This window comes from Microbulbifer salipaludis (genome assembly GCF_017303155.1).
GTDB classification, from domain to species: Bacteria; Pseudomonadota; Gammaproteobacteria; order Pseudomonadales; family Cellvibrionaceae; genus Microbulbifer; species Microbulbifer salipaludis.
Window position 1 is genome coordinate 240922 of record NZ_JAEKJR010000002.1, and the last position, 18508, is coordinate 259429.

Sequence of the window (18508 nt, forward strand, 5' to 3'; positions counted from 1 at the left end):
AGGAAGCTGTACCATGACCGAAATCTTCCAGAGCCTGCCACCGTGGTTGTGGTTCGTGATTGCACTGGTTGCCTTGTTTCTCGCTCGCAGACCGGTGCATCAGGGGATCTACGCACTGGCGCGATTTTTTCATCAATCCCTGCGCCTGGCAGGTAATGCGGTGGCGGCTGCGGAGCACCGGTTACAGCTGCGCAATCGCGAAGTATTGCTGGCGGCAGGGCGCGAGGCGACGGAGCGGCATATCGAACGCGAGTTTGAGCGTATCGAAGGGGCCATGAAAAAGGAGCTGGCCCAGTATCCGGCGCTGCACCGCAAACTGTGCGAGCAGCTCACCACCATCGATGAAGACTATGTGCGCAGTGCGGAAGTGCCGCCGGAACCCACCAGCTGGGCGAAGGCGATCCAGGCGGTGGCAGAAATCCCGGCCAAGCAGGATTCGGTGGTCGGCGATGTACTGGAAACCATCCACGGTTCCATGCGCAAGGCGGAAGGCAAGGCACTGGAGGCCTATCGGGAATCAGCGCGGGAGCGCCACCTGTTACTGAAGCGCATGATGCCGGCATGGCGCTCGATCCTGAAAAGCCTGGGTGCGGTCAACAGGACGGTGAGCACCGTCCAGCAGCGCGCAAAAACGGTGGACGGGCACATGGCGCGCTACGAGGAGATTCTCCAGGGCAGTGACCGCGCGCAGCGCATGCTCTCTTCTTCCTCTCTCAGCCAGTTTTTCATTTCCGCGTTTGTGCTCGCCATTGCCGTTGGCGGTGCGCTGATCAATTTCCACCTGATTGCCCGCCCCATGACCGAGATGGTGGGGGGAACCAGTTATATCGGCAATTTCAAGATTGCCGATATTTCCGCGCTGGTGATTATCCTGGTGGAAATCACTATGGGACTCTTTGTGATGGAGTGCCTGCGCATCACGCGGCTGTTCCCGGTGATCGGTGCGCTCAGTGATAAACTGCGCATGCGTATGATGTGGGCCGCCTTTGGTTTACTGTTTTTCCTTGCCACCATTGAAGCGGGACTCGCGTTTATGCGTGAAATCCTGATGCAGGAAGATTTGGCGGTCAGTGCACAATTGCGTGGTGCCGAGGTTGCCAGCGTGGAAGGTGGTGTTTTCTGGATTACCACCGCGGCACAGATGGGGATGGGATTTATCCTGCCGTTCGCGCTGACGTTTGTTGCCATTCCGCTGGAAAACTTTATCGCGTCCACCCGTACCGTCATCGGACTGGTCGCGGCGTTTGTCCTGCGCGTGCTGTCGGTGGTGTTACGCCTTGCCGGCACCGGTATTCTGCGTAGCGGAACCCTGTTGGTTCGCGCCTACGACATCGTGATCTTTTTCCCGCTGTGGCTGGAAGCGCGTATTTTGCAGTGGCGTGAGCGGGCTGTGATGACAGCGGGCAACGCCGCTACCGAGAACAAGGCTGCGCCGACCACGCGCGCCCGGCCGTCAACTAAGTCTTCAACCAAGTCTGCAACAAAATCCTCAGCTAAATCCTCAACCAAGCCCGCTGCAAAAACTTCAGTGCCGTCATCGTTACAGGAGCAGCCATCATGAAGTCGATCTTCGGCATTCTTTTGATCGGTCTGTGCCTGGGCGCCGTATTATCCAGCTGCGGTGAACCGGTGGCGCGTAACCAGGGGGTGTACATGCTGGTCGATACCTCCGGCACCTATACCGAAGAACTGGGTAAGGCGCAGCAGGTCATCAATTTTACCCTCGCGCGACTGAATCCTGGCGACACCTTCGCCGTGGCCAGCATCAATACCGGCAGTTTCAGTGAGAAAAATATTCATGCCAAGGTGACCTTTGACGATCGCCCCAGTGTTGCCAATCGCCAGAAACAGGCGTTCCAGCAACGTATTGATGCCTTTGTGGAAAATGCACAGCCGGCGGCGTATACGGATATTACCGGCGGCCTGTTGCAGGCGGTGGAGTTCCTGAACGAAAAGCAGCCGGGTCGCAAAACCATCCTGATTTTTTCCGACCTGAAGGAAGAGATAAAAGAGGGCTACAACCGCGACCTCGCGCTGGCATTAAACGGGTTTGACCTGGTGGCCCTGAATGTTACCAAGCTGAATAGCGACAACGTCGACCCTAGCGAATATCTTGGGCGCCTGCAGCAGTGGCAGGAAAGAGTAGAGCAGGGCGGTGGAAGCTGGCGCGTGGTCAACGACCTGGAGCGGCTGGAAAAAATCCTGCCGTAAATGCATTTGAACCCTTCTGATTGCTGGCCCCGGATCAAGCCCCGCCCTCTGATCATTGCCCATGGGGATGAAGGCGGGCGTGGCCTGTACCCGGGGAATACCCTGCTGTACCTGCGCGAGATGCTGGCGCTGGGGGTGGATGCGCTGGAGATTGACCTGAACCTCACCGCTGACGGTCACCTGGTATTGCTGCATGACCCGACGTTGGAGCGCACCACCGACGGCCGCGGTGCGGTCACCGACAAAACCCTGGCGGAGCTGAAAAACCTGAACGCCGCTTACCACTGGTCACCGGATGGCAAGGCCTATCCCTATCGCAATAGCCCGCAACCGCTGGTCACCATCGATGAAGTGTTCGCTGAATTCCCCAACGCGCGCATGATCATCGAGCTGAAAAACAAGGACCACCGTGCGGCCAGCGCATTGCAGCGGGCCATCGTCCGCGCGGGATGTGAGGCGCGGGTGATCGTGTCGTCCTTTCATCGCGGCGTGATTCGCGAATTTCGCAGGCTGTGCCCGCAGGTAAACACCGGGGCCACGCTGCCAGAAGCGCTGCAGTTCTACGCGGCGCAGCTGGTGGCCGCCGAGCGGTGGCTCGCGCCCGCCTACCAATCCATGCAACTGCCGTCCCGTTATTACGGGCTGCCGGTATTTACCCGGCGGTTTGTGCGGGCAGCGCGCCGCTGTGGTCTGCATCTTTCGGTGTGGACCGTGAACGAGCCCGCACCCATGCGGCACTTTATCGACCTGGGCCTGGACGGTATCGTGACCGATCGCCCGGACAGACTGTTATCCATTCTGGGAGAATGAATGATCAAGCGTTTACTGCTGCTCCTGCTACTCGCCCTGCTGATTTTTGTGGGCTGGCGCTATCTTGCGGCGCGCCCCGCGCCCGACACGGGTTTGCAATTCCCGTCCCATCCGAGCAAAGGTTTTCACCGGCCGCTGGTGATCGCCCATGCGGATGATTCTGGCCGCGGCCTGTATCCGGGCAATACCGCCATATTCCTGCAGAAGATGGCGGAGATGAAGGTGGATGTTCTGGAGATGGACGTACACGCCACCGCGGACGATGCGCTGGTGCTGATGCACGATGCAACGGTGGACCGTACTACCGACGGGCAGGGGCCCATCCGTGACAAAACTCTGGCGGAGCTGCAGCAGCTGAACGTCGCCTTCCACTGGAGCCAGGACGGCACCCGCTTTCCCTATCGCGACAACCCGCAGCGTATTCTCACGGTGGATGAGGTGTTCCAGCGTTATCCCCGCTACCCGATGATCGTCGAGTTGAAAACGCCCGACCCGGAGGCGGCGCGCGCCCTGTGTCGCAAGCTCAACGCGTATGACAAAACCAGCCTGGTGATTGTATCGTCCTTCCATCAGCAGGCGGTGGACGAGATGCGGGAGGTATGCCCGCAGGTGGCAACCGGAGCTGGCTCCGACGAAGTCAAGATGTTCGCTGCGGCGTCCTGGCTGCGGCTGTTTCACCTGCTGAGCCCCCGTTACCAGGCCCTGCATATTCCCCCGCACTACGAAGGCATCACGCTGGTGGGCCCAAGTTCCGTGCGACAGGTCCAAAATCACGGTGTGCGCGTAGATGTGTGGACCGTCAATGAAGAAACGGATATGCGCCGCCTGATTGGGCACGGTGTAGATGGGATAATGACCGACAGGCCCGACCGCCTGATCAACCTGATAAAAGAACTGGAAGAGTTTGAGGAGATGAACCAATGAACACGCCGCTACTGAAACGAATACTGGCCGCGGGCCTGCTGGCGCTGAGCGCCATGCCCGTGCATGCGCAGCGGGATTTCTCCAACGTGGAAATCAAGCCGCAGACGGTATCCGAAAATTTGTACATGTTGACCGGAGCGGGCGGCAACATGGCGCTGTTTGTGGGAGACGATGGTGCCTTTCTGGTCGATGACCAGTTTGCGCCCCTGAGTGAGAAAATTCTCGCCGAGGTTACCAAGCTGACGGACAAGCCACTGCGTTTTGTGGTCAACACCCACTGGCATGGGGATCACACCGGCGGCAACGAAAATATGGGTAAGGCCGGCGCCCTGGTTGTGGCCCATGAAAATGTACGCAAGCGCATGAGCACCGAGCAGTTCACCAAGCTGTGGAACCGCACCACACCGGCCGCGCCGCCGGAAGCCCTGCCGGTGATCACCTTTACCGATGCCACCACCTTTCACTGGAACGGAGATGAAGTGCGGGTACAGCATGTGGGGCCGGCGCACACCGATGGGGATTCAATCATCCACTTCAAGAATGCCAATGTCATTCATATGGGCGACACCTTCTTTAACGGCAGCTACCCCTACATTGATATCTCAGCTGGTGGCAATGTCGATGGGGTGATTGAAAATGCGCGCAAGGTGCTGGAGATGGCCGATGGGAATACCAAAATCATTCCCGGCCACGGCCCGCTGACCGACAAGCAGGGCTTGCAGCAATATCACGATCTGCTGGTGCGCCTGCGCAACAAAATCAAGACGCTGGTGGATGCAGGAAACACCAAGGAGCAGGTGATTGCCGCCAAGCCCACCAAAGAGTTTGACGAGAAGTACGGCCAGGGGTTTATGAAGCCGGACATCTGGACCGGTCTCGTCTACGAATCGCTCACGCAAAAGTAGTACGCACCGCACGTGAAAAAAAGGCAAAGCACCGCAGGTGCTTTGCCTTTTTTTTTATGCAAGCTCGTTAGGTTTGCAGAGTCAAGCGCTCGCGGCCGCGGGCGACGGTTCACCCTCCGGTGTCACACCCGGTGCCTCGGTCGGGGCCTTTACCCGGAACCAGGCTGCATACAGTGCTGGCAAAAACAGCAGCGTCAGCGCGGTTGCCACAATCAGACCGCCCATAATGGCAACGGCCATGGGGCCGAAAAAGTCACTGCGGGACAGCGGGATCATCGCCAGCACCGCCGTGAGTGCGGTCAACACAATTGGGCGGAAACGGCGCACGGTAGACTCGACAATGGCCTCCCAGGGCGTGAGCCCCTGGGCTTTATCCTGCTCGATCTGATCCACCAGAATCACCGAATTGCGCATGATCATTCCGGCCAGTGCAATGGTGCCGAGCATGGCCACAAAACCGAATGGCTGGTTGAATAGCAGCAGGAACAGGGTGACGCCGATGATGCCCAGCGGCGCGGTGAGAAACACCATGGTCGACAGGGCAAAGCTGCGCAGTTGCAGCATCAACAGGGTAAACACCACTAGCAGGAACAGCGGCATACCGGCATTGACCGATGCCTGTCCCCGTGCGGATTCTTCCACGCTGCCGCCCACCTCCAGCAGATAACCCGGCGGCAGCGCATCGCGCAGCGCCTGTAGCTGTGGCCAGATGGCGGCGACCACGGTGGCCGGCTGCTGGGTACCGTAAATGTCTGCGCGCACCGTGACCGTGGGCAGGCGGTTGCGGTGCCAGATCACCCCTTCTTCAAATCCGTATTTGAGGGTGGCCACCTGGTTCAGTGGCAGGGCGCCCCCCTTGTCTGTTTGCACCGCGAGGTTGCCCAGCTGTGCCAGCGCCTGGCGCTCCTGCGCCTGTCCGCGCACCGCCACGGTGATCAGCTCGTTGTCCTCGCGGTACTGGCCCACCGGGGTGCCAGACAGGGAACCCTGCAGCGCGCGGGACAGTGATGCGCTGGTGACGCCCATTGCACGTGCGCGCGCCTGGTCCACAGCCAGGTTCACCACTTTGCTGGGTTCCTCCCAGTCCAGGTGCACGTTGGCCACATCGCTGTTGCCGCGCACAACCTGCGCCACTTCCCGGGCGATCCGGCGAACCTCGGGGATATGCTCACCGGACACGCGGAACTGCACCGGGTAACCCACCGGTGGGCCATTTTCGAGGCGGGAGACCCGTGAGCGCACCGCCGGGAACTGTTCCCGCAACACGGAAATCAGCCACTGGCGTACCTGTTCCCGCTCTTCCACGCTGCGGGTCAGCACCACAAACTGGGCGAGGCTGGCAGCGGGCAGCTGTTGATCCAGTGGCAGGTAGAATCGCGGCGAGCCGGTGCCCACATAGGCCACATAATTCTCCACCAGCGGATGCTGCGACAGCAGTGTTTCCAGCCGCAAAGCTTGCTCCTCGGTGGCATGCAGCGAGGACCCCTCGTTCAGCTTCAGGTCCACCATCAACTCCAGGCGCGCGGAGGAGGGGAAAAACTGCTGGGGCACGAACCGGAACAGAAAGATGGAACCGATAAAGATCGCCAACGTCAGCAACAGCACGGTTTTACGGTAGCGCAGGCACCCGTTCAAAACGCGCCGGAACCGCTGGTAAAACGGTTTGCTGTAGGGGTCACTACGGGAGTGGCCCGCCGCTGACGAGGCATTGTGTGCGGGTAACAGGCGGTTACCGAGGTAAGGCACAAACACCACCGCGGCCACCCAGGAGGCGAGCAGGGAAAGTGTGACCACCTGGAAAATAGAGCGGGTGTATTCGCCGGTGCCGGATTGCGCGGTGGCAATGGGCAGGAACCCGGCCGCGGTGATCAGGGTGCCGGTCAGCATCGGGAAGGCGGTGCTGGTCCAGGCAAAGCCTGCGGCTTTGAGGCGGCTGAGACCCTGCTCCATTTTGATCGCCATCATTTCCACGGCGATGATCGCATCATCCACCATCAACCCCAGCGCGAGTACCAGTGCGCCCAGGGAAATCTTGTGCAGGCCGATGTCGAAATAATGCATCAGGGCAAAGGTCATCGCCAGCACCAGCGGAATCGACAGCGCGACCACCATGCCGGTGCGGAAGCCCAGTGAGAAAAAACTCACCAGCATGACGATCACCAGGGCCTCAATCAGCACCTTCACGAATTCGCCCACACTGTGTTTTACCGCGGCCGGCTGATCCGAGACTTTCTCCAGCGACAGTCCAATGGGCAGTTCCTGCCGCAGCGACGTCACGGCGGCATCCAGCCGTTCCCCCAGCTGCAGGATGTCCCCGCCGGCTTTCATGGACACGGCGAGCCCGATTGCGTCCTCCCCCATAAAGCGCATGCGCGGCTGGGGCGGGTCACTGAAGCCGCGCTGTACATTGGCGATGTCGCCGAGGGTCAGGGTGTGTCCATTGGCGTGGATGGGGAAGTGGCGGATTTCGTCCACGCTGCGGAACTGGCCACTCACGCGGATACGCACACGGTCGCTGACCGCTTCCACGATGCCGGCGTCGGCGGTTTGGTTTTGTGCCTGCAGGACCGACTGCACGGCGGAGAGCGGAATGCCCAAGGATGCCAGCTTGGCGTTGGCGATTTCCACCCAGATTTTTTCATCCTGCAGGCCCAGTAGTTCCACCTTGCCCACATCGTCCACCCGCTGCAGTGCCAGCTGCAGGCGGTCGGCGTAGTCTTTCATCAATGCGTAGTCAAAACCCTCGCCGGTCAGGGCGTAGATATTGCCGAAGGTGGTGCCGAACTCATCGTTGAAGAAGGGGCCCTGCACATCGGGCGGCAGGGTGTGGCGAATATCGCCCACTTTCTTGCGCACCTGATACCAGAGGTCGGGAATGTCTGCGGAGTGCATGCTGTCGCGGGCCACAAACATCACCTGTGACTGTCCCGGGCGCGAGAAGGAGGTAATGCGCTGATAGTCGCCGGTTTCCATCAGCTTTTTTTCAATCCGCTCGGTCACCTGGCGGGATACCTCCTCCGCGCTGGCACCCGGCCACAGGGTGTTGACCACCATCACCTTGAAGGTGAAGGGCGGGTCTTCACTCTGGCCCAGTTGCGTATAGGAAATGGCCCCGATCAGGCCGAGCAGCAGTATGGAATAGAGCACCAGGGGCCGGTTTTTCAGCGCCCATTCGGAAAGGTTGAATCGCATAGGGGGTTTCCGGATCGTCTGCCACTTGGGCGAGGTTCACAGGGAAAGCGTTGCTGATTGTGCGCAGGCGGTTATTAGCGGCTACAAGCGCTGGGCCAGCGCCTTGTCGGTTTCAATGGGCCGGTTCTGGCGATCCACCGGTCGTACCCGCTGGCCTTCCTGAACCAGCTGAGTGCCGGCGGACAGAATCCAGTCGTCCGGGCTCAGGCTGGAGATCACCTCGGCGGTTTCGTGGCCATAACGGGCAATGGTCACTGCGACTTTGTGCAGGGTGAAATTTTCCGGGTCCATGCGCCATACATAGGCCTCTGCGCCATCGGCGGTAATCGCGGACATGGGCAGACGCTGGGTGGGACGATGGTGCTCGTCGCTGGGGGTGGTGCGCGCATAGACACGCGCGCTCTGCCCCAGCTGGGGCCCGTCGTTGGCGCCAGTGGCCGGGAAGCTGACTCGCGCCTCGAAGGTGCGCAGGCCGGACTCCGCTGCCGGGGCGAGCTCGCGTACCTGGCCGTGGACCGGGTTGCCCGGCTGCGACCAGAGCTCGATCGTGACCGGCTGCCCTACGGCGAAGCGGGACACTTCATGCTCCGGCAGGTCGATGCGCACCTCCCGCTCGCCATCGGCCGCCATGGAGAATACCGTCTGGCCGGCACTGACCACCTGCCCTGCGTCGATAGAGCGGTGGGTGATCACGCCATCGCCGGGCGCCCTGAGCACCGCGTACGCGGCCTGGTTTTCCGCCACCTGCCACTGGGCGCGGGCACGTTCCAGTTGCGCGACACTGCTGTCGTAGCGGGCTTTCACTGCATCAAACTGGGATTCGCCAATCAGCTTGCGTTCCAGCAGCGTGCGGTAGCGGGCGAGTTCGCTGCTGGCATTGCGGTTGTCCGTCTGCGCAGCTTCCAGTTGCGCGCGGGCGGCGTCACTCTGCAGTTGCAGATCCTGCGCATCCAGTTCCGCCAGTGGCTGTCCCTGCTTGACCCGGTCACCCACCTCCACCAGGCGACGGGTGACCGCACCGGCGACACGAAAGGCCAGCGCTGGCTCATGGCGCGCGCGCACCTCCCCGGGGTAGACCGCGAGCTGGCTGCCGGCGGCCTCAGGGTGTACCACAATAGCCGGCCGTGGCGGCGTGGCATTGTCGGCCTCGGGGCCGGAGCAGGCGGTGAGCAGCAAAGCGGCCAGCAGGCCACCGGAAAACCGGAAAAGTGGAGTGTTGAGGAGGCGTAAGCGGTGCATGGTTACCTCATTCCTTGTGGTTCGCGAACGGATGGCGACTATCAGAAGATGACTCTGAGGTCGGGTAAGCGGGCAGAAACTGGTACAGTTGTCTGCCATACTGCGCCCGAACCTAATTCTGTACTGGCGAGTATAGTAAGTATATTAAACTCGTGAGTCCACTAATTCAGTGGCGGCGAGCGCGTGCTTCCACATTTCCCGTGTGAAGTGCGGGACGGAAGTGCAGGACAGCCACGATGACGAGCATGAGCGAAGCAAATTCAACCTCTAGCGCCCCCGCCAGCCGGGGTCGCCCGAAAGACCCGGCCAAGCGGCACGCGATTCTGGAGGCGGCCAAGGACCTGTTTCTCACCCACGGGTTTACCGGCACCAGCATGGATGCCGTGGCCAGTGAGGCGGGCGTGTCCAAGCTGACGGTGTACAGCCACTTCTCCGACAAGGAGACCCTGTTCACTGCCGCGGTGGAAGCGCGCTGTTGCAGCCAGATGCCGGTGGTGATGTTTACCCTGGAACCGGGGATGCCGGTGGCGGCGATGCTGCACAAGATCGGTGAAGCTTTCCTCGAGATGCTCTACCACGAGCATTCGCTGCAGCTGATGCGGCTGATCAGCGCGGTGGGCAACCAGGACCAGACCATGGCCAACCTGTTTTACGAGGCGGGTCCCATGCGCACCCGCAACGAAATGACCCGCTTCCTGAACCGTGCCTGTGAGCTGGGCCAGCTGCAGATTCCCGATACCGAGCGCGCGTCGGAATTGTTTTTTGGCATGTTGCAGGGTGGCTGCCGGCATATCCAGATCATGCTCGGTTGCACCGAGCCGCCGGGGCCCCGGGAGATTGCCGAGCACGTGAAGGAAGTGGTTCGGGTATTTACCCGCGCTTACCAGCCGGGGTAGGGAAGGGAAAGGGAGCGTTTTACTGCCACAAAAAAGCCCGCGAGCGCAGACGCCCGCGGGCTTTTTTGTGGCTGAATGTTGCTCAGGCGCGGATTTTGTAGCCGGTGCGGAAAATCCACCAGATCGCGGTCATGCACAGCAGCAGGAAAAATAGTGTCATCCCCAGGCTGATGCCCATATGGACATCGGAGACCCCGTAGAACGCCCAGCGGAAGCCGCTGATCAGGTACACCACCGGGTTGAACAGGGTCACCTTCTGCCAGAATTCCGGCAGCATGTTGATGGAGTAAAAGGCCCCGCCGAGAAACGTCAGAGGGGTAATGACCATGAGCGGAATGATTTGCAGTTTCTGGAAGTCGTCCGCCCAGATACCGATGATAAAACCGAACATACTGAACGTGATGGCGGTGAGAATCAGGAAGCCGATCATCCAGAAGGGATGGGCGATCTCGTAGTCCACAAAAAACCGCGCCGTGATCAGAATCAAAATGCCGATGACCACGGACTTGGACGCTGCCGCCCCCACGTACCCGGCGACAATTTCAAACGCGGATACCGGTGCCGACAGGACTTCGTAAATGGTGCCGGAGAACTTCGGGAAGAAAATACCGAAGGATGCATTGGAAATACTCTCTGACAGCAGCGACAGCATAATCAGGCCGGGAATAATGAATGCCCCGTAACTGACCCCTTCGATCTCCCCCAGGCGGCTGCCGATGGCGGTGCCGAACACGATAAAATACAGACAGGTGGAAATCACCGGCCAGGCGATACTCTGCATCAGAGTGCGCGCGGTGCGGGCCATTTCAAATTTATAGATGGCGCGGATGCCGTACAGATTCATGGGTGGTTTTCCTTTTTCATCCGGCCGGCTGGCGCGCGTGCTGGTTCTGGTGCACCAGGTTAACGAAGATTTCTTCCAGCGAACTCTCGCTGGAGTGCAGGTCCTTGAACTCGATACCCTGCTGATTCAGGGCGCGTAACAGTTCGGCAATGCCGGTGTGCTCGCGCTGGGTGTCAAAGGTGTACACCAGCTGGTTGCCCTCGTCGGCCAGGTCGAGGCCAAATGCGTCTAGGCCCTGGGGGAGTGTGTCGATCGGGTTTTGCAGGTGGATCGTCAACTGCTTTTTGCCGAGTTTCTGCATCAGTGCGTGCTTTTCCTCCACCAGTACCAGCTCACCGTGATTGATTACGCCGATGCGGTCGGCCATCTCCTCGGCTTCTTCGATGTAGTGGGTGGTGAGAATCACGGTCACGCCATTGTCCCGCAGACCGCGCACCATTTCCCACATGTCCCGGCGCAATTCCACATCCACACCGGCGGTGGGTTCGTCGAGAAACAGGATGGCCGGCTCGTGAGAAAGAGCCTTGGCGATCATCACCCGTCGCTTCATGCCGCCGGACAGGGCCATGATGCGGCTGTCTTTCTTATCCCACAGGGAAAGCTGGCGCAGGATCTTCTCGATATGCGCGGGGTTGGGCGCCTTGCCGAACAGACCGCGACTGAAGGTGACGGTGTTCCACACGCTCTCGAAGGAGTCGGTCGAAAGTTCCTGCGGCACCAGGCCGATCTTGCTGCGCGCAGCGCGGAATTCCCGCTGAATATTGTGGCCGTCGGCCAGCACGGTGCCACTGGTGGGGTTGGTGATGCCACACACGATACTGATGAGGGTGGTTTTACCGGCGCCATTGGGGCCGAGCAGGGCGAAAATCTCGCCGCGCTCGATTTCCAGGTCCACCGACTTCAGTGCGGTAAAGCCGCCGGCGTAGGTTTTACCCACGTTCTGTATGGAGATGATGGATTGCACGCGGCCCCCTTATGGCATTCACTGGCACCGGCCATTCTGCCTCGAAGGCGGCGTCCGGTGCCACTGGGTATCGACAGTAGCGGCTGGTTTGGCTTGCTTAGAAGTCGAATATTTTGTTGTAGAAGGCGATGGCACCTTCGTAGGCGTCATTGGCGGCGTCTTCGTTGTAGGCGAGGGGAATGCCAAAATTTTCACCGCGCCCGGTGGCGGCGGGGTTGGTAAAGCCGTGCTTCACACCCGGGTAGCTGCTCACATCGAAGCGGACACCGGCGCTCTGCATTTCCAGAACAAAGTTGGCGACGTGCTCGGCGGGGATCATGTCGTCGTCGCCGCCGGTGTAAACCTGTATCTGTGCCTTGACGTCGCCGGGCTTGATTTGCACCTCGGTTTCCAGCGCACCGTGGAAGCTGACCACGCCTTTCAATGGCAGGCCGAGGCGCGCCATGGTGAGCGCGACGGCACCGCCAAAGCAATAACCCTGGGCGGCAATTTCACCGGCTTCGACGGTTTCGTGACCGTTGACGAGGTCCAGCGCCGCCTGGAAGCGTTTGAGGGGGGCGCCTTCGGTTTCGAGGGTTTTGTTCATAAGGGCGGCGGCATCGTTGGGGTTGTCGGCACCCAGGCCGGTACCGTACATGTCGAGGGCGAAGGCGGTAAAGCCTTCAGCGGCGAGGCGCTCGGCTTCCTCGCGGGTAAAATCGTTGAGCCCCCACCACTCATGCAGCAGAAGAACGGCGGGACGTTTGCCTTCGATAGTCTCATCGTAGGCCAGGTAGCCGGTAAAGGATTCGCCATCGACGGTGTATTCGATTTCTTCGGTGTGCATTGCTTCCTCCCTGGAGAGTGGTCTTGGAAAAGTTGTGCCAAGGGTAGATGGGTACTGGACCGGGTGCAACGGGCGGCAGTACTTGGGTAGTGTGCTTTGCCTTTTCGCTACTTATTGCACTACTGATTAGGACGGCGGTACTTTAAGTCCTTCGGCGGAATAATATCGCCGTCCTCATCCAGCTCCGGAAATGGCAGCCCGTGTTGTTCGCAGTATCTGACCATTTTCGGATGCATCCAGCGAAACAGAATATCTTTTATTTCCGGATCTTCTTCGTCGAGCTCTTTATTCTCATACATCCCCGCCCTGGTCCGCTGATACATCGCTTCCTGCAAAATAATCGCGGCGGCGACGCTGACATTGTAGCTTTCTACCATGCCAATAATTGGGATGGTCACATGGTCGTCGGCGTGTTCTGCGGCATAGTCACTGAGGCCATCTTTCTCGGCGCCCATGATGAGGGCGAACGGCCTGGTGTAGTCGGCTTCACGAAAGTCGATGGCGCGGTCGGACCAGTGGGCCGCGTAGAGGTGCATACCGCGGCTTTTGAGTTCGGCTATGCCGGACTGGATATCGGGGTAAACGCTGTTACCCGTGAAGCGGCCGCTGCCGCCGGCGGTGTTGTGGTAAATCCGGTGGCCGTAGCTGGTCTGTACCATGTGGATTTCGGGAATGCCGACCGCGTCGGCGGTGCGCAGCATGGCGGAGATGTTCTGGCCTTTGTGCACCTGGTCGGTGAGGATGGTCATGTCGTGCTGGCGCTGGCGGAGCACCTGCTTGAATTTCTCGTAGCGGCTGCGGCTCATGGTACTTCTATCTTGGGAAACTGGTCAGGCCGCGGATTATAGCATTGTGGGTTGTGTCAGGTTTCGTGGTGCCCGCTTGGCTTGCCAAGTGGCGGCACTGCTACCGGGTACACCTTTGCATCGGTGCTTTCCAGCCACTGAGCTCGCTTACTCGGGACCCCGAACCAAGAACTACGCGAGAGGCGCGGTAAAGGGCTCCACAGTAACCCAATCCCCGGTCTCGCAATCCTCGCCTTCCCGAGGCAAAACAACAAAACAGTTGGCCGCCGCAAAGCCGGAGAGAATATGGCTTCCCTGGATGCCACGAGTCTCCACCACCTGAATTCCATCTTCATCGCGATAAGTAAAACCGCGCTGGTAGTCCGTGCGGCCGGGTTTTTTGCGGATATTGTTTAGTAGGCGCGCACGCACCTGAAGTGGCGGCTGGCGGTATTGTGCAGCGGTGCCGCGCAGTTTTTCCAGTGCGGGAACAACCAGTTGGTGAAGTGTGACAATCGCGGAGACCGGGTTGCCGGGGAGGCCGAAGAACAGGGTTTCACCGTCGGATTTGGGCAGGCGGCCGAAGGCAAACGGTTTGCCGGGTTTGATGGCCAGTTTCCAGAAGTCGATTTCCCCGAGTTCCTGCAAAACGGTTTTGGTAAAGTCCGCCTCGCCTACAGAAACCCCGCCGCTGGTAACCACAAAATCCGCATTATCGCGAGCTTGTATAAACGCCTCGCGAATCTTGTCCGGTTGGTCCGGCCAGCACCCAAGGTCGAGGATATCTACGTTCAGCTGCTCCAATGCAGCTTGCAGGGCAATACGGTTGCTATCGTAAATATCCCCATCGCCCAAAGCCGCGGGCGGCGTGCCGATGGGTTTCAGCTCGTCACCGATGGACAGCAACGCCGCCTTGAGTTTGCGCACCACCGTCACTTCCGCCACGCCCGCGCCAGCGAGCAGGGCAATGTGCGGAACTTTGATTTTGGAACCCAGCGGGATCAGGCTCTGGCCGGTGTGCACGTCTTCGCCGCGGCGGCGAATATTTTCGCCGGGTTTGGCGGGGCGGCGCATGGTGAGCTGGTCGCCGTCCAGGGTGCAGTTTTCCTGCATCTGCACTCTATCCGCACCAGAGGGGACGGCAGCGCCGGTGGTGATGTGAATGGCCTGTCCCGGTTCCAGGGCCCCGCTAAACGGGTGGCCGGCGAGGCTTTTGCCGATGATGTTGTAACTGTCGTGTGCACCACACAGAGCGTAGCCGTCCATAGCGGAGTTGTCGCAGGGAGGCAGGTCCAGTGCCGCCAGTACCGGTTCTGCCAGTACCCGGCCACAGGCCTGGCCCAGGGGAATCGTTTCGGTAGCAGTAATCAGGTGGATACTGTCGATCAACATCTGCTTGGCGGTCTCTACGGAACGCAGGCCGTTTTCTGCACAGACATCCGTCATTGTTATTGCCTTAAATATTTTCTGGTTGGTCGAGAAGATAGCTGGGCTGGGTGGGATTTGCCAAGCGCTGAGATGTGAAAATTGAGAAGGATGGTGGATGCGCTGCGCTTATCCACCCTACGGTATGGGGGTTGTAGAAATACTTCAGTAGGGTGGATAAGCGCAGCGCATCCACCATTTACCCGACGGTGACCGCGAGATCGGTATTCAGCAGCGCGGAAATTTCCGGCTTACAGGAACCACAGTTGGTTCCACATCCCAGCAATTCACTCAGTTCGTCAACCGATGCCGCACCCTCAGCAATCGCGGCTTCGATTTCCTTGCGGGAAACCTGCAGGCAGGTGCATACCATCTGCGCGCCGGCCGGCACGTCGTGGAGGAGTGTGGCGGGAGCGTCTGGCAGGGGCTGCTGCAATGCACTTTCCAGAGTCTTGCGGTCGGGCAGGGTCTGCCAAGCCGCACTGGTAAATACCAGCAATTCCATATGTTCGCTATGCAGCAGCCAGCGTTCACCACTGGGCAGCTGCAATTGTTTACGATTAAGCTGCTTGCCGCTCAGGTTAAACAGCTTTTCGGCTACGGCCTGCCAGTCTGGCTGTTTCTTCAAGGCCAGTTCAAAGCGATAGCCGCCTTCTACCGGTACCCGGTACCAGTGGAGGATGGTTTCAAACAGCTGCGAGTCGCCGGCCTGCAATCGGCTGTGGAGCTCTTCGGCGGCTTTGGTGCGCAGCAGCAGGCAGGCGTAACTGTGGGCAATGAGGGGTTCCAGTTTTACCGCAACCTGTTTTAGCTCTGGCTGGCCAGACACCGGGTCGGTGAACGGAATGGCGAGGGCACTGACGGTGGCGTTGTGGGCGAGGCTGTCGCTCCAGTGGATCGGGGCAAACAGTTGGCCCGGTTTCTGGCTGGCAGTGATCCTGGCACGGCCAAAAAATTGGCCTTTTTCGCTTGCTACGCGCACCAGTTGCGCGTCTTCGATACCGAACTTTGAAGCTTCCTGCGGGTGTACGTGTAGCTCCGGTGCCTCACTGTGATCCAGCAGTTTACGCGCACGGCCGGTGCGGGTCATGGTGTGCCACTGATCGCGCAAGCGGCCGCTGTTCAGTATCAACGGATATTCGTCGCGGGTTTCCTGTTTCGGGCACTGTGGCTGAACCGCAATGAAGCGGGCGCGGCCGCTGGGTGTGTAGAAATCACCATCGCCGAACAGGCGCGGCGTACCCTGCGGATGTGCTCCATTGACCGGCCATTGCACCGGGGTAAGGAAGTCGTATTCCTGATCGCTAATATTCGCCAGTGCGGAAATGTCGAAGGCGCGGCGGGCCTGCTCGCGGTTGTTTTCAAAACCGGACAGGGCAGCGTGCTCGCGAAATATATCTGCCGGGGATTCAAACGCAAAGGCTTCGCCGAATCCGAGACGCCTGGCCACATCGCACACAATCTCCCAATCGTGGCGTGCCGCGCCCGGTTTGGGCAGGAAACTTTTCTGGCGGGAGATGCGGCGCTCGGAGTTGGTGACGGTGCCAGTCTTTTCCCCCCAGGTAGTGGCGGGCAGCAGCAGGTCGGCACAGCGCGCGGTATCGGTATCGCCCACGCAGTCGGACACAATCACCGTGGGGCACTGTTTCAGTGCGGCAGCCACGCGGCGGGCGTTGGGCATACTCACCGCCGGGTTGGTGGCCATGATCCACACCGCCTTGATTTGGCCGCTTTCCACCGCATCAAACAGCTCCACCGCCTTCAGACCGGGGCCCTGTGCCATCTTCGCGGCACTCCAGAACCGGCCGACGCGGTCGATATTGTCCTCGGTGAAGTCCATATGCGCGGCGAGCATATTCGCCAGACCGCCCACTTCGCGACCGCCCATGGCATTGGGCTGGCCGGTGATGGAGAAGGGGCCGCAACCCGGCTTGCCGATGCGTCCGGTAGCCAGGTGGCAATTGATAATGGTGTTGTTTTTGTCGGTGCCGGTACTGGACTGGTTGACACCCTGGGAATAGAAGCTGACCGTCTTCTCGGTTCTACTGTACAGCGCATAGAATTCGAGTAACTGTTCCAGATCGACGCTGCAGTATTTCGCCACCTTCTCCGGTGTCCATTCCGCTGCGGCGTAGAGCGTATCGGCAAAGTTTTCCGTGTGATTGTCGATAAATCGCTGATCAAGCGCACCGGATTCGGTCAGGTAATGCAGTAACCCGTTAAACAGCGCCGCATCACTGCCTGGGGTAATCGCCAGGTGCAGATCCGCCATTTCCGTAGTGACACTGCCGCGCGGGTCGATTACCACCAGCTTGGCCTTGGCTGCCTGCATGCGCTGGAACAGAATCGGATGGGTCCAGGCGGCATTGGAACCGATCAGTACCACCAGCTCCGCCTCGTCCAGATCGTCGTAATTGCAGGGCACCGCGTCCGCGCCAAACGCGCGTTTGTAGGCGGCTACGGCAGAGGACATGCATAGGCGGGAATTGGTATCCACGTTGGCCGTGCCGATAAACCCTTTCATCAGCTTGTTGGCCACGTAATAGTCCTCTGTCAGCAACTGGCCGGACAGGTAAAACGCCACAGAATCCGGTCCGTGCTCATCGATGGTCGCGCGCAGCCTGGACGCGGCAAATTCCATTGCCGTATCCCAGTCACACTCCTCGCCGTGCAACTGTGGCGTTAACAGCCGCCCTTGGTCACCGAGCGTATCCGCCAGGGAAGAGCCCTTGACGCACAGCTTTCCAAAATTTGCTGGATGCTGCGTGTCCCCCTGAATTCGGATGACCTCCTCACCCGTGGCCGGGCTGGACTCCCGCGTCGCCGCCACCCCACACCCCACCCCGCAATAAGGGCAGGTGGTGCAGGACCTGCGGGCGCTGAACAGTTTTGTTAATGCCATCGTCGACTGCTTGTTTATGTGCGTTGGATTAACCGACCTGAATCAAAACATCATCGCCTTCAAAGGCAATGGGAAAGGTATCCAGCTGGATGTCTTCCTCTTCCAGACACTGGCCATCGGTCAGCCGGTAGTGTTGCTTATACAGCGGTGATGCCACGGACAGGTCACCGTTGATTTCTGCAACCAAGCCGCGGCCAATAACGCCGGCATTGGCAATAGGGTCCCAGTTGTCGATGGCGTACAGCTGGGGCTCCTGGTCAGGTAAAAAAAACAGGGCAATCTGACGACCGCCCACAAGAGCGCATACACCGGAATTGGCTACAAGATCTGATCGCTTGCAGACTTGCAGCCATTCGGCGCGGGTTATGGCAACTTCGCTCATTCTGGTTCTCCACTTAGGGATGGAAAGAGTAAGGTGGTAAAGGTTGGTAAATTCGCTATTTGTTCAAGCATCCGAGGCTTGATGTGAAGGTGGAGTGCCGGGTGTAAAGTTTCAGGAGCGTCGCAAACAGGAAGTTTGCGCCGCAACGCCCAGGGATGGGTTTACAGTGGTCCTGAAACTTTACACCCGGTGCTCCACCGCCA

Annotated in this window: 15 protein-coding genes; 6 read left to right on the forward strand and 9 right to left on the reverse strand. The window is 59.7% G+C overall.

Annotation, left to right across the window (positions count from 1 at the left end; genetic code table 11):
• The first annotated feature begins 13 nt into the window (after window positions 1-13).
• From JF535_RS06770 to JF535_RS06790, 5 genes are read left to right on the forward strand one after another with little or no spacing between them, the layout of a single operon-like run.
• Window positions 14-1561: a hypothetical protein gene (locus tag JF535_RS06770; protein ID WP_207000589.1), complete on the forward strand. Its 1548-nt coding sequence runs from the start codon at window positions 14-16 to the stop codon at window positions 1559-1561.
• Window positions 1558-2211, forward strand: a complete 654-nt coding sequence (locus JF535_RS06775) for a vWA domain-containing protein (RefSeq protein WP_207000591.1) — start codon at window positions 1558-1560, stop codon at window positions 2209-2211. The genes JF535_RS06770 and JF535_RS06775 overlap by 4 nt, the downstream gene beginning before the upstream one ends.
• The gene (locus JF535_RS06780; RefSeq protein WP_207000593.1) at window positions 2212-3021 is read left to right on the forward strand and encodes a glycerophosphodiester phosphodiesterase family protein; all 810 of its coding nucleotides are present in this window, start codon (window positions 2212-2214) and stop codon (window positions 3019-3021) included.
• Entirely contained in the window at window positions 3022-3945 is a 924-nt protein-coding gene (locus tag JF535_RS06785) for a glycerophosphodiester phosphodiesterase family protein (RefSeq protein WP_207000596.1), read from the forward strand.
• Window positions 3942-4850 (forward strand): MBL fold metallo-hydrolase, encoded by a 909-nt coding sequence (locus tag JF535_RS06790; protein WP_207000598.1) that lies wholly within the window; start codon window positions 3942-3944, stop codon window positions 4848-4850. The genes JF535_RS06785 and JF535_RS06790 overlap by 4 nt, the downstream gene beginning before the upstream one ends.
• An 81-nt stretch (window positions 4851-4931) precedes the next feature.
• Here JF535_RS06790 and JF535_RS06795 read toward each other — a convergent pair whose 3' ends face one another.
• Window positions 4932-8042 (reverse strand): efflux RND transporter permease subunit, encoded by a 3111-nt coding sequence (locus JF535_RS06795; protein ID WP_207000600.1) that lies wholly within the window; start codon window positions 8040-8042, stop codon window positions 4932-4934.
• Between the two features lie 81 nt (window positions 8043-8123).
• Window positions 8124-9281, reverse strand: coding sequence for an efflux RND transporter periplasmic adaptor subunit (locus JF535_RS06800; protein WP_207000602.1), 1158 nt, complete (start codon window positions 9279-9281; stop codon window positions 8124-8126).
• Window positions 9282-9526: 245 nt separating this feature from the next.
• Here JF535_RS06800 and JF535_RS06805 point away from each other — a divergent pair, with 245 nt between their 5' ends.
• Window positions 9527-10177: a TetR/AcrR family transcriptional regulator gene (locus tag JF535_RS06805; protein ID WP_207000604.1), complete on the forward strand. Its 651-nt coding sequence runs from the start codon at window positions 9527-9529 to the stop codon at window positions 10175-10177.
• 82 nt (window positions 10178-10259) lie between these two features.
• Here the strand turns inward: JF535_RS06805 and JF535_RS06810 are convergent, their stop codons facing one another.
• The 7 genes from JF535_RS06810 to nirD form a co-directional block, all read right to left on the reverse strand.
• Entirely contained in the window at window positions 10260-11021 is a 762-nt protein-coding gene (locus tag JF535_RS06810; RefSeq protein ID WP_207000606.1) for an ABC transporter permease, read from the reverse strand.
• 16 nt (window positions 11022-11037) lie between these two features.
• Window positions 11038-11985 (reverse strand): ATP-binding cassette domain-containing protein, encoded by a 948-nt coding sequence (locus JF535_RS06815; RefSeq protein ID WP_207000608.1) that lies wholly within the window; start codon window positions 11983-11985, stop codon window positions 11038-11040.
• Window positions 11986-12082: 97 nt separating this feature from the next.
• Entirely contained in the window at window positions 12083-12811 is a 729-nt protein-coding gene (locus JF535_RS06820; protein WP_207000610.1) for a dienelactone hydrolase family protein, read from the reverse strand.
• 119 nt (window positions 12812-12930) lie between these two features.
• Window positions 12931-13617: a tRNA (guanosine(18)-2'-O)-methyltransferase TrmH gene (trmH, locus tag JF535_RS06825; protein WP_207000612.1), complete on the reverse strand. Its 687-nt coding sequence runs from the start codon at window positions 13615-13617 to the stop codon at window positions 12931-12933.
• 171 nt (window positions 13618-13788) lie between these two features.
• Window positions 13789-15042: a molybdopterin molybdotransferase MoeA gene (gene moeA / locus JF535_RS06830; protein WP_207000614.1), complete on the reverse strand. Its 1254-nt coding sequence runs from the start codon at window positions 15040-15042 to the stop codon at window positions 13789-13791.
• 178 nt (window positions 15043-15220) lie between these two features.
• Window positions 15221-17923 carry a nitrate reductase gene (locus tag JF535_RS06835; RefSeq protein WP_207000616.1) on the reverse strand — a complete coding sequence of 901 codons (2703 nt, stop codon included), beginning with the start codon at window positions 17921-17923 and terminating at the stop codon, window positions 15221-15223.
• 28 nt (window positions 17924-17951) lie between these two features.
• Window positions 17952-18305 (reverse strand): nitrite reductase small subunit NirD, encoded by a 354-nt coding sequence (gene nirD / locus JF535_RS06840; RefSeq protein WP_207000618.1) that lies wholly within the window; start codon window positions 18303-18305, stop codon window positions 17952-17954.
• Window positions 18306-18508 lie beyond the last annotated feature (203 nt).